The organism is Nocardia carnea, assembly GCF_029869215.1.
Classification (GTDB): Bacteria; Actinomycetota; Actinomycetes; order Mycobacteriales; family Mycobacteriaceae; genus Nocardia; species Nocardia carnea_B.
This window is the reverse complement of sequence record NZ_JARWPM010000269.1, coordinates 1-12,002: the sequence shown is the minus strand read 5'-3', so window position 1 is coordinate 12,002 and position 12,002 is coordinate 1. Positions and strand designations below refer to the sequence as shown.

Sequence of the window (12,002 nt, the reverse complement as noted above, 5' to 3'; positions counted from 1 at the left end):
CGGCGCCGCCCCCAAGCTGGCCGCCCTGTGAGGGTCCGGCCGGATTCATAGGTTCACTTGCTGTTGTCGATGCTGCTGGCGAGCGAGTCGAGAACGTCCTGGACGCCGGGGCCGTAACCGGTTTGGTGTACTCCCGAGGTGTAGAACTCGGCCGCGTCGCTGCCTTGGCGGACAAGGTCGGCCATGTCGGACAGGGCAGCGCTGGTCGCGGGGTCGGTGCGGGCGGTGAGGTCGGCGACCAGACCGGTGAGCTGGCTGGCTCCGTCTCCGACGAGCGCCGAGGCCGCGGTGGCGGCGAGGTCGGCGGCTACCGGGACGAGTCCGGTCAGTTCGAGGCCGGCGCCGACGGGATCGCCGAGGGCGAGTTTGTCGACGGCGCGCCAGGCGACTTCTTGGGCGAGACCGATGTCGGTGGCGACGCGGCCGAGGTCGACTCGGCCGATGATGCCGACGACTTGGGCGGCTACGGCGGTCCAGCCGCTGGGGTCGGCGGCTGCGGCCATCGAGAGTGCACGTGCGACGAGGCGTAGGTCGACCTGGTCGGCGATGCGAACCAGCGGGCTGAACAGGTTGTTGAGTTCGCCGCTGATGCGGTGGGTGCCGCCGATGTCTCCGGCCAGCACGGTGGGCGGCAGGCGCAGCACGTTGTCGCCGATAGCGGGCAAGTTCGCGGCGAACTCGGCGAGACCGCCGAGCACGAGGATGACCTGCCGTGTCACCGAGGAGGGATCGAGCACACCGGTCGAAGACGAAGTGGTGGTGGTGTCGTCGAGGAGGGAGGAGTTGCCGGTGAACGCGCGGCCGACAGCGGCAAGTCCGGGCGATTCTTCCGGCGAGGTGGCGCAGTAGAGGTCGCCGGCGGCGCAGACGGTGCGTACTCGGTTGGCGAGGCTGCCGAAGTTGTCGCGGGGGCCGGCGATCCCTTGCCCGTCGACCGGTTGTCCGAGCTGCGGTGTGCTCGGGTCACGGTTCGGGTCGGACAACAAACCAACGGCGAGCACTCGCGAGGCCGGAATCGGATCTTGGCTGCGGCCGATGGTGGAGGTGACGTCGCCGACGACATCGGCACCCTGTGAGTACCCGGCCATGACGACCTGAGTGGTCGGACACAGCCCCGCCAGCAGCCCGGACAGAGCTTGTACTCCACCGGATTCCGACTGCTGGTACGGGGCGGGGGCAGCGGCATAGGCCAGGGACCGTACGTCGATGTCGTTGCCGTAGCGGGCGCGCAGCCCGTCACCGATCGGTGCCAGCATGCCCACCGATCGGGTGGGGTCAGCGCCCGGATTGGTTTCGCCGGTGCCGGGCACCAGGACCGCCGTCCATCGGGGGCATGCCGCGCTGCCAGGTTCTGCGGTGGCAACTCCGGTCGCGACGGTGGTGACGGCGGTGGCGCCGACAACCACCACAGCCGCAGCCGCTACCGCACGCGCGGCGAACCGAGGGGCTGTTGCACGGTTGCGGCGGGCGGGCGCACGCCACGGTGTGAGTCGGAGATTGAACATATGGGGCTCCCAGGGACGTCGTATTCGGTCGTGCGGGTGAGTTCTCTCGCCGCACTGGGAACTCCGGGATTTCAGGGGTCTTTTGGACACAACGGGTCAGCAAAGCCATCGAGAGGAACGGACGGGGCGAACGGAAGACGCCCTTCAGCGGGTCTGACGGTGGGTATGCGACTCAAAGGGGTGTTCGGATGCGTTGCCCGGCGAATCAGGATGGTCAGGGTCGGCGCGCAGAACCCACCGAATCTGCGCCAGGCGGTTGTCGTTCGCGCGCCACAGGAGACGGGGCGATGGGGATCGGGGACGCGCGTTCGCGACGGCTGGGCGGGCATCGACGGGCGTACGTCCTGGAAATGGCGAGAGCGGGAGTAGGGCGGTTGCCCTTTGACAGGGTGGCCGCTCTACTCCCGCCGGGTCCGGGTGGTTCGGTTCAGGACTGGGAGGACGGTGCGAGTGCGAACTTCTTGGGGCGCGTGGTGGTCATCTCCGCGACCCCGGAGTCGGTGAGCCGTACGAGGGCATTGTGGACTGCGCCCGAGGACCGACCACCGAGCGCCTTGCCGATCTGGTGCGGGGTGAACTCCTGGCCCGGGTGGTCACGCAGGTGATCCTCGACCAGCCCCCGCAGTGCACCGGGAGCGAGTTTGTCCGGATGCGGCGACCCTTCGCCGGTATGACCGGCTGGTCCCGCATCATCGGTGTCGGTGTCGGTGGCCGGTTCGTCCGAAGTTGTGGCGTTGTCAACGATTTCGTCGATGTTCGGCGGGGGCGGGGTGGAGTCATCGAGATGCGAGGCGTCGGTCTCCGGTGTGCGGGGCTGAGTTTCAGCATCGTCAGGGGCTTCGCCGTCGCCGGAGGTGTCGGTGTCGGGTTCGGTGGTGGGCGCGATGCTCCAGCGGGCGGCGGCGTGGGGGTTGGTCTCGTCGGTGTGGCGGGAGATGCTGCCGTCGGCGGCCCACATGTTGAGGAGCTTGCGGGTCTTCGACTGACTGATTCCTGCGGCGGTCGCCAGTTCGGCGGCGGGTTTGGGGTCAGCGCTGATGACCGCCCACAGGGCGTCTTCGACGGCGGTGCGGGCAGATTCTGTCGTGGTGGACATGACATTCTCCTGGGAAATGGTGGCTGGTGGTGTGTTTCGTCATGTCCCGGCCGGGACGGCACCCCGGGAATTCGGATTCGTGGGGCGCCGGTCTCCATGGACGCTCGATACGGGGTGAATTGTCAAGCGGAATCGGGAACGAAGCGGTCATATCGGCGGTATGTCACTGAAATGGCCGTGACTGTCTGCATGGGAATTGATTCCGTTTCGGTGTGGTCTTGACAAACCCGGGTCTATCGAGCGTCGATGGTCGTGGAAACCCGTGGTTCGGCAATCCTGCCGATGAATGGGTGACCACCCCGGCCGGGTCGCCAATCACGATTCCCTCGATCGAACTCCGGAGAAGCCGCATGCCCACTGACCACGACAATCGCGAAACCAGCTGAGTCGCAGCATCTTCTCAAGTCGGGCTCGGGAACGACCGTTCCTGGCGAAGCTGACTGGCCCCGGCGTGGGCAGCGCAGATCATGTGCGCGATGTCGGCGGAGGGGCCCTCGTGAAATCACTCGCTACGCACAACTTTTCGGAACAGTTTGGAGACTTCTCATGGATAACACCGTTCTCACTGCAAGATTGGACGAGTCCTACACCGTCATCGGCACCAGTGAATGCGTCCACCGCATCCGGGAAGTTACTTTCCAGGTGACTTGTGTGGATGATTGCATCCATAGCGAGGGCAGAATCTGCACCGAGTGTGCGCCGTCGTGGCAGCTGGATTATGAATTCGACGAGCCGTTCCCGTTCGAGCGTGTGGCCCGGGTGACCGTCCGCGATCTGCTCGACGCGGGACACGTGCGTGTCGGCGATCGATTGGCCAGTCCCGACAGCGAGGTCACGGCGGTGATCACGGGCTGCGGTGGCTTGATGCTGCCCGACGGCCGCATCTTCACCAATCCTTCCGCCGCTGCCAACGCCGTCGGTGGTAACCGAAACGAGTAGCCCGCAGACGTGACCCGCGCGGCTCGCTTCCCTCGCGTGGGCCGCGCGGGTCACGTGCGTCGCGGCATGCATATGCGCCCGGCGCGAGCGGTGGATATCGCCCCTTCTGTGCCGCGATGCTCGGTGCTCTGCATGGCGGTTGGGTGTGCCGGGCCTATATGCCGTTGCCGCAGCATCCAGTGGTTGGCCCTCGTCCGGATGAACGTCTTCGCGGGCACCGTTTTCAGGTTCTGGGATTGTCGGGATGTTCGTGATCCCAGGGAAGGGGTTCGGCGAACAGGTGCTGGGATTTCCACAGGGGGGGGCGCATTCGGCGCAGATGGTGTCTTGGTGCTGGCATCGGCGGGGGTCGGCGATGGGGATCTCGACTTCGTCGATGTGGTGCACGAGTTCGGTGCCGCCGGGCGGGATGTGGGCGAAGTCCGCCAGCGCGGTGACGGTGGCCGGTAGAGTCATGGGGAAGCCTCCTGTCGAGATGTGACGGCTCGCTCTCGGACCGATCGGTCTAGAGCTGCGGTGCCGGACCGGCAGCGGGCGGCGCGAGGTCGGCGGGGCGAGTGGCCTTGTAGTAGTCATCGCCGCGCCAGCGGTATTCCGAGATTTGAACAGGCTCGTTGAAGGTCGGCGCGTGCAGCATCTTCCCGGCGCCCAGGTAGATGCTGACGTGGTGCACGTCGGCGTCGGTGCCGTAGAAGAGGAGATCACCGGGCAGGAGTTGGTCCTCGGGGATAGAGGGCCCGGTGTGGACTTGGTCGTAGGTGGTGCGTGGGATGGCGATGCCGGCGCGGGCGTAGGCGGCTTGGGTGAGGCCGGAGCAATCCCAGCCGCCGGAGACCTCGGGGCCGTTGCCGCCCCAGACGTAGGGTTGCCCGAGTTGCTGGCAGGCGAACGAGATCGCTGTCGCGGCAGCGGGACTCGCGGCCCGTAGGTCGGCGCAGTCACCGCTGCCGGGCGGTGGTGCGGTGGCGTGCGTGGAGTAGCGGTCGGCCTGGGCGAGAACGTCGCGGACGTACCAGTCGGCGTGGTTATAGGCGAAGATCGCCGCGTAGAGATCGCCCGGCGCGCCGGAATCACACAGGTAATGGGCGGCTGCGTGGACGGCGTCGTGCGGGTTGTATCGCGACGGAGGTGTCGCCCCGCCAGCGGGCAGCGGATGCCGGGCGACGACGGAGTCGAAGGTGGGGGCCAGGAACTGCATCGGTCCACCGGCTCCGGCGAAGTTCTCCCCGGCGGCGACGCCGGGCAAAGTGGAGCGGCCGTGGTCGGTTTCGATCTTGCCGATCGCGGCGAGTACCGACCAATCCAAGCCCGGACACGAGCCGGCGCCTTGCTGATACAGCACCAGCATCTCCGGCGGGATATCGGTCAGGGCCTCGGTACTCGGCGCAGTGGCCGCGCCCGGTGCCGGAGCCGGGGTGGGAGCATGGTCGTAGACGGCGACGGTGGCGACGACCGCGGCGATCACGACCGTGCAGAACACGACCGCGGCCGAACCGACACCGAGTGCTTTGGCGAACATCACGAACCTCCGGTCTCGCAGGGCGGCATCGGTGACGGCGGGTCGAGGACCGCCGGCCCACTGGTCGTGGTCGGCGCGGAGTACTGCGGGATGCTCGCCGGGGGCGGGGTGAGATGCGGCCACGAGGCGGGGAGCTGGTGCAGCGCCAGTCGTTCGCCGCCGTGACCATCGAGGGACAGCCAGACACGGTCGGCGGGGCTCGGATGTTCTGCGGTGGGATCGAGAAGATCGGCAGCGGCGGTTGCGACCGGCACCGCGCCGGGGTCGGGCAGCGTTTGCCACGTCTCGAGGAGGGCACGGCGGGCGGTGGTTTCGCGTCCGGTGGTCGGCACCCACAGCAGAACGGGAGTGACGATGCCCGTGGAGCGGGCGAGTTCGGCGTAGCCGGCGAGCTTGCCGGCCACCGAGGAGAGGGTGATGGTGCCGAGGTCGAATTCGAGGAAGAAGTCCAGGGTCGCCCCGGTGTGGGTGTAGCGGCCGTAGGCGTCGGGGCGGACGAGATCACCCCAGAGCCCTCGGCTGCGGCCTTCCGACCACCACGCCAGCACCCGCCCGTGGCCGGGAGTTGTGACGAGGGCGGTGAACCATTGGTTGACGCCGACGGTGTGTGCGAGGTGCAGGCTGTGGGCGATAGCGAGGGCGCGCTCGTGGCGGTAACGCAGCTCACGGACCTCGATACCGGCTTCGGCGGCGACCACCGCGGCGCCGGCGGGAGCCAGGACCCAGTGCCCCGGGGCGGTGCCTCGCGCACGGAGGGGCCGGAACCGGTCGACGACCCGATACCTGTGCAACAGGGTGAGGCGGCGACGGGCTTTGATGATGGTGGGGAAGGCCAACTCGGCGAGCTGGGTGGTAGTCAGGACGCGATGCTCGAGCAGCATCCGCAGAATCCACCGATCCCTGCCGGTGAGCCGCACAGCCAGACCGGCGTGGCCGATCGCCGACGGTGCCCGGGTTGGTCGGGGTGCTCGCAGATCCCTCTGCCTATCCGGGTGATTGATCATCGCAGCAACCTCCGAGAGTTGAATTACCTTGCTAGACAGGTGAATCCGTGTGGACTCACTGGGTCAGGACAGGCGGGGATCGCCGCCACCGACCGGTGGAGCAGCAGATTTTGTGAGATCCGGCCCCGGTTCGTCGGTGTCGGGTTCTGCCGGCTCCGTGGTTGGAAGCGGTGCGGCGAGGCGAGCACGGGCAGCGGCGCGTATCTCGCGGGCGCGCCCCGGCACGGCTGGTGGCAGGGGTTGGGTGGTGAGGGTGAACGGTGGCGCCTGCTGGCCGCGGACCAAGACCCGGGCGGCGGCGTGGAAGGCGTCGAGGTGGGTCAGGTCGTGCTCGGACAACCAGGGAGTCGTGTGGCGAGCCAGGTCTCGGGCATCTTCGGGGGACGCGGTGAAGATGACCTTGTTGCGTGCATTGGCCGACACCGCCGCCCGCATGTCTGTCGGCAGCTGTCCGAGGTTTTGGTGCGCGATGACCAGAGACAGGCGCAGGCCGCGGGCCTCGGCGAGCATGTCCTCGAGTGGGGTGGCGAGGTTGAGGAAGTTGTGGGCTTCGTCGAGGGCCAGGGTGGCGTCGGGGCGCTGGTCGGGGTGGGTGCCGACGCGGGCGGTGGTGGCCTGCCAGGTGCGCGCTACGAGCAGCGATCCCATCAGGCGGCTGGTGTTCTCGCCGAGAGAGCCTTTGGGTATCCGGGCCAGGCAGATGCCGCCGTGGTCGAGCACGTCACCGAGATCGACGGTGGAGGGTCCGGCGGCGAGTGCGTCGCGTACGAATTGCCGGAACAGAAAGTGCCGCAACTTGTTCAACAACGGTCCGATGACCTGGTTGCGTGCGGAGTCGGTCAATTCCTCATACGAGGACCAGAATCCACGCAGGACGGGGTCGGTGGTGGCGCGGGTGACCCGGGTGCGGAACGCGGGCTCGGTCAACAAGCGCGGTAGATCGGTGAGGGTGGCGACGCCGGGTTGGCGGCACAGGGTGAGCAGGCTTGCTCGCAGGACGTCGTCCGTGCGCGGGCCCCACCATTGGGCGAAGGTGCGGTGGAAGATGGTGGCCAGGTTGTCGACCGCGCGGTCGGTCCCCGCTCGGTCGGCGGGGGTGTCGAGCGGGTTGAGGCAAGGCGGGCGGCTGCGGGAGTCGGCGTCGAACAAGACGACTCGGTCGGCGCAACGCCGGGGCAACCGGGCGAGGATGTCGGTGATGAGGTCGCCTTTGGGATCGACGACGACCACGCCGCGGTCCTGATCAGCCTCCTCGAGGATCAGCCGCCCCAGCAGTGTTGACTTCCCGACGCCGGTTGGGCCCAGGACGTGCAGGTGGTGGCGGGCGTCGGCGACGCGCACCGCCACCGAGCGTCCACCGGGACTGTCGGCAACGCCCAGGGGTTTCGAATACGGTCCCGCCGCAGGGATTTCCGGGGTCGGTGCGATGGCGCGGGCTCCGGCCCGCTGCACACCAGGAATGGCCGGATCATGCGGAAGATGGGCGAGTGCGGCCAGCTCCGGCACCGACAACAGATCACCGCGGCCCAGCCGCCGCTGCGAGAGCGCCGAGCCGAGCCGCCGCGTGCGGCGGTGCCGGTAGTAGTTGTGATCGGTGCAGGACCCGAACACCACCGCCAGCGCATCCGCCCGACCCCGCGCAACGGCCCGCGCCGCGACCCGGTCACCGGTATCGGGCACCGACACGGCATAGCGGATGACGGTCTCCCAGTGCGCACCACGGGCTTTACCGGCGGCGGCCCGCTGCTCGGTCGTCTCGCGCATCGCGGCCTGCCGATCACTCGACTGGGCCGCCGCCGCGGCACGGACGCGGCCAGCGCGGCGGACCGGGCCCGGGGTGAGCAGATCGAGCACCTCCCGCAGCAGCGGGATAGGCCATGCCGCACCGGTCCCGGTTCGGGTGCCGCGCCGCACGCGGCGGCCGGTGACCGGTCGCGCCAGTACCTGCACGCAGGCGGCCTGCCCGGGGCCCAGATCATCGGCGGCGGAGATGAGATCACGAACCAGGTCCGCGCCGCCGTAGTCGGTGCGGATCGGCAGTGCTTCCCGGCGCCCGAGCCGCAGCTCACCTCCGGACAGCAGCCGACGATCCTCAAGCCCAGGAGGTGTGAGCGGCGGGGAGACCGTATGGGCGGTGCGGGTGTGCGCGCCCGGCCACGCGGAGGCCACCGCCCGCTCGACCAACCCTGGCGGAATCCGGCCGGGTACCCAGAGCCGAATCGCCACCCCGTGCTCGGGGGTGATGCTGTACTCGAACCCCAGATGCGGTTGCCCGAACAGCATCCGCCGCCAGGACGGGCGCAGCTGCCCGGTCAGATGCGCCCACAGTGCCTCCGCCCCCTTCGGATCGACCTTGGGAGGCGTGAGGACGGTGACCTGGCGGGCGTCGGTGGCCAGCCGGTGCCGGCGCAGTCGCTCGGCAACCCTCGCCGCGGCGAGCACGCCCACCATCAGCCCCACAGCGATCACCGCCGCCGGACCGGTCACCACCCGTAAAGCGGTGTCGGCGAGTTCGCGCATCGCTGCGGCGGGGTCGAGCAGCAGCTCGCCCACGATGCCGTGGTCCGCCGCAAACAGCATGAGGGACATGGCCTATGCCGCCTGCACATCGACGTAGACGTCCCCGTCGCCGTCCTCATCCGCCAGTCCGGTGTCGACATCGGCGTTGTCGTCGGTGACAATCGGAGTGAACGGGGCGGGTTCGGTGATGTCGAGACCTGACTCCTCGGCATCTGCGGTGTCGGCGAGTTCGCTGGGATCGGTGGTGACCAGCGCGTGCTCCTCGACGGAGGCCATCGAGGCGAACACGGCTCTGTCAGTGCCGTCGAGAGCGATCAGCCCTTGCCCGCGGGCCGCCGACAACAAGAACTGTCGTTCTCCGTCCGAGAGCTTGAACGCGGTCGCGACCTCGTCGATCGCCTGCGGCGCTTGATGCAGCAGGATCTGGGTGGCCGCATTGGACACGATCGCCTTACCGAGTTCGGTGCCCAGCACATCCGCACAGTCCTGGGTGGCGACCGTGAGGCCGGCCCAGTACTTGCGGAACGACTTCGCGGCCCGGAACAAGAACTCCGCACCGGCGGTCTGGCGCATGATCAGCCACGCCTCGTCCACGGTCACCATCCGCGGCCGACGATTCGCCGGGTTGGCGACTCGCCGCCAGGTGGCATCCAACACGAGCAGCGTCCCGATCGTCTTCAACTCATCGGGCAGCTCCCGCAACGAGTAGGCGACCATCGCCGCATCCGGGCTGACCGTCGTCGGCCCATCGAGCAGGCCCGCGAACGCGCCCTCGCCGACGAACGGAGCCAACGACGCGGCAAGGTCATCAGCCACGGCCGAACCGAGCGCGGCCAACTGCTCACACAGGACACCCAGGGTCGGGGCGGGCCTGGTCCACGTCGCGGGGTCCTCGGTGATCCCCGCACTCGCGTAGGTGGCGGTCACAGCGGTGTCGAGCGTGGCACGCTGCGCAGCCGTCTGGTCACCGAGCAGGACCCGGATCACGGTGTGACAGAATAGTTTCCGTCGATTCAGTGCATCCGACGGTGCGGTGCGGCGGCCGTCGGGGCGGGTATGGACCTCCAAATCGAAGGGATTGAGCCGGATCCCGGGGGCGCCGAGGTGGATATAGGTGCCGCCGACCGCCTCGGTCAACGCGCGATACTCGTCTTCGGGGTCGATGATCACCTGTTCGATCCCGCGATACAGCGACCGCAGAATATCGGTCTTGACCAGGTAACTCTTACCGGCGCCGGAACGGCCGAGCACGACGGCGTTATGGTTGTGCGCCTCGGGACCGAACCGGTCGACGAACACCAGCCCGGATGCGGCGTCTCGCCCGTAGAGCACCCCTTCTGGCGATGCCGCGCGGGCCGGATCACCAACAGGCAGTTGCGGACTGGAGAACGGGAACGCCGCCGCAAGGGCATTGGTGTCGAAGGTGCGGCGCACCTTCACCAGATCCAGACCCAGCGGAAGCGTGGAAACCCAGCCCTGGGTGGTGCGGTAGGACAGATGGCAGGTGTCGACGAGCAGACTGGCTGCCAGGGCGCGGACGGCGGCGACCTCGTCGGCCAGCTCGGCTTCCGAGCGGGCGTGCACGGTCAGATACAGGCCGATTCGGAACAGTCGAGCTTCGGCGCGTGCCACCCGGGAGGACAGTTCTGCGGCATCCTCGGCCGCGACCTCCACCAGGGGATCGGTGCGGCGGCCGTAGCTGGCATCGTGAAATCGGGTCGACTCCAGCCGGGCGAGCTGGCGCCGCAGCCGGGAGGCGGCGGTGACCGGGTCGACCGGATCGATATGCAGGGCAACGTCGAGGCGGCCGGGGTGCGACAGCAGCGGAGCCAGCCAGCCGGCGGTGACCTCACGCGGATACCCGGTGACGGCGAGCGTCGCCACCCATCCTGTCCCTACTTCGAGGTGCCGTGTCCCGATCGCCAGCGAATCCGGCCCGAATCCAGCTGCGGCACCGGCGATCTGGCGACGTCGGCGACGCAGGGATCCTCGCCGATGCGGGTGTGCGTCGATATCGTCGGCCAGTTCGATATCGGTGGAGGTCTCGGTGTCCGGGCCGTCGGTGGTGATGACGGTGTGGGGGCCGGCGATGTCTGCGGAGGAGGGAACGAGACTGCCGGGGTTGCAGGCGCCGGTTACCACGGCGGTGGCCTGCGCGTCATCGAGCGGTGTCACGGTGACACCCATCGGGGCGAGGAGGTCGGCGGCCTCATGCACCCGCCGCAGTAGCCGGGCCTCCGCGGCGCGCCGTGCCGCGGCCGACAATTCCCGTCGAGCACGCCGACGCCCCGCGACCAGCCAGCCCAGCATCGCCGCCGGCGTCGGTCCACCCAGCCTGTCGCTCGTCGCCGGGAGGTCGAGGGGTTCACGCCAGACCAGCAGTACTTGCCGGTGCATCAGGTCCTCCCCGGCCGCGAGTCCGGCCAGGTGGTCGGCGTGACCGTGCGCGGCAGCGGCCAGCTCCGGTGACATCTCACCGACCGAACGCCACAGACTCTGCAGCTGGCCGGTCAGATCCAGGCGCGTCGACCGCAACAGGATCTGCACCGGTTGGCGCAGCGTGTGCAGCCAGCCCCCGAGCTGTGAGACCAGGGCATCCTGCTCCTCGGGAGTGCGCAGGGCGAGGTTGACCGTCCCGGCCGCTGCGACCACAGCCAGCCCGTCCGGGCCCAGATCGACCACCCCGACCCCGTTGGCGCTGGTGACCGCCTCGGGTAGCTGTAATGCTTTGGCCGACAAAGGCTGCGGCACCAGCGGCTTCTTCCCTCGACCCGCAGCGCGGGTGAGCCACCGTGGTGCCGTAGCGATCCCTTCGGGCGCGGCTACCAGGCGAGAAGGCCGCAGACGTTGCCGTACGGCGGCCAGCAGCAACCGGTCGCCCGACAGGCCGTCGCGGGTGGTCAAGATCAGCACCGCGACCGCGGTGCCCAGCGGGACGGCTCCGGCCAAGAACGCTGCGGGGGCGATCACTTCACGAGTTGCGGTCCACGCGAGATACAGCAGTAGCGCGGTGACCGCGAGGACTGCGAGCTGGCGGGCGGTGAATGGGCCGATCAACCGGTCTTGCCGGTCGACATCGGCAGGAATACGAACGGGCGTGCTCATCTGGGGTTTCCTCCTCGGGGAGTGCGGCGTGCGCGCCGGCGGACAGGGAGATCGGGCAGCGGCAGATGCAGCTGACGACCTGCCGGTGTCGAGGGACGTGGCGGCGGAACCGGTGGCGGCGTGCTCGCTCGCTCGGCGGGCCGGACCCGGGTCACCGGGAACGGCAGCCGGTACTGGCCGCTGCGCCGCGGCCGGTTTCCCGCATACGGATCGGGCGGGTAGAACTCGAACGCCAACTGCGTGCCCAGCCCAGGACGCGGCGGCGGCGCCGCCCACGCCCGGGCCCGCGCTGCGGGAGGCCCGGCCGGGGCGGG

At 69.0% G+C, this 12,002-nt stretch carries 7 protein-coding genes; 1 reads left to right on the top strand and 6 read right to left on the bottom strand.

What is annotated here, in order from left to right; all coding sequences use genetic code 11:
• Positions 1-53: 53 nt before the first annotated feature.
• Positions 54-1,409, bottom strand: coding sequence for a cutinase family protein (locus tag QH276_RS18900; RefSeq protein WP_043736125.1), 1,356 nt, complete (start codon positions 1,407-1,409; stop codon positions 54-56).
• Positions 1,410-1,932: 523 nt separating this feature from the next.
• Positions 1,933-2,601: a hypothetical protein gene (locus QH276_RS18895; RefSeq protein WP_051047221.1), complete on the bottom strand. Its 669-nt coding sequence runs from the start codon at positions 2,599-2,601 to the stop codon at positions 1,933-1,935.
• A 546-nt stretch (positions 2,602-3,147) separates the two neighbouring features.
• Here QH276_RS18895 and QH276_RS18890 point away from each other — a divergent pair.
• Entirely contained in the window at positions 3,148-3,540 is a 393-nt protein-coding gene (locus tag QH276_RS18890) for a hypothetical protein (protein WP_043736124.1), read from the top strand.
• Positions 3,541-4,045: 505 nt separating this feature from the next.
• Here the strand turns inward: QH276_RS18890 and QH276_RS18885 are convergent.
• The 4 genes from QH276_RS18885 to QH276_RS18870 all read right to left on the bottom strand — a co-directional run bounded on the left by QH276_RS18885 (position 4,046) and on the right by QH276_RS18870 (position 11,688).
• Complete coding sequence (locus QH276_RS18885; protein WP_051047220.1) at positions 4,046-5,059, bottom strand: C40 family peptidase; 1,014 nt, start codon at positions 5,057-5,059, stop codon at positions 4,046-4,048.
• Positions 5,059-5,940: a replication-relaxation family protein gene (locus QH276_RS18880; RefSeq protein WP_197986985.1), complete on the bottom strand. Its 882-nt coding sequence runs from the start codon at positions 5,938-5,940 to the stop codon at positions 5,059-5,061. The genes QH276_RS18885 and QH276_RS18880 overlap by 1 nt, the downstream gene beginning before the upstream one ends.
• 186 nt (positions 5,941-6,126) lie before the next feature.
• Positions 6,127-8,643, bottom strand: a complete 2,517-nt coding sequence (locus tag QH276_RS18875) for a type IV secretory system conjugative DNA transfer family protein (RefSeq protein WP_082393322.1) — start codon at positions 8,641-8,643, stop codon at positions 6,127-6,129.
• A gap of 12 nt (positions 8,644-8,655) precedes the next feature.
• Positions 8,656-11,688 carry a PrgI family protein gene (locus QH276_RS18870; protein ID WP_082393304.1) on the bottom strand — a complete coding sequence of 1,011 codons (3,033 nt, stop codon included), beginning with the start codon at positions 11,686-11,688 and terminating at the stop codon, positions 8,656-8,658.
• Positions 11,689-12,002 lie beyond the last annotated feature (314 nt).

Coding starts and splice junctions, on each gene's coding strand:
- QH276_RS18870 (WP_082393304.1), bottom strand. CDS start 11,688: ATGAGCACGCCCGTTCGTATTCCTGCCGATGTCGACCGGCAAGACCGG.
- QH276_RS18880 (WP_197986985.1), bottom strand. CDS start 5,940: ATGCTGCTCGAGCATCGCGTCCTGACTACCACCCAGCTCGCCGAGTTG.
- QH276_RS18885 (WP_051047220.1), bottom strand. CDS start 5,059: ATGTTCGCCAAAGCACTCGGTGTCGGTTCGGCCGCGGTCGTGTTCTGC.
- QH276_RS18875 (WP_082393322.1), bottom strand. CDS start 8,643: ATGCTGTTTGCGGCGGACCACGGCATCGTGGGCGAGCTGCTGCTCGAC.
- QH276_RS18890 (WP_043736124.1), top strand. CDS start 3,148: ATGGATAACACCGTTCTCACTGCAAGATTGGACGAGTCCTACACCGTC.
- QH276_RS18895 (WP_051047221.1), bottom strand. CDS start 2,601: ATGTCCACCACGACAGAATCTGCCCGCACCGCCGTCGAAGACGCCCTG.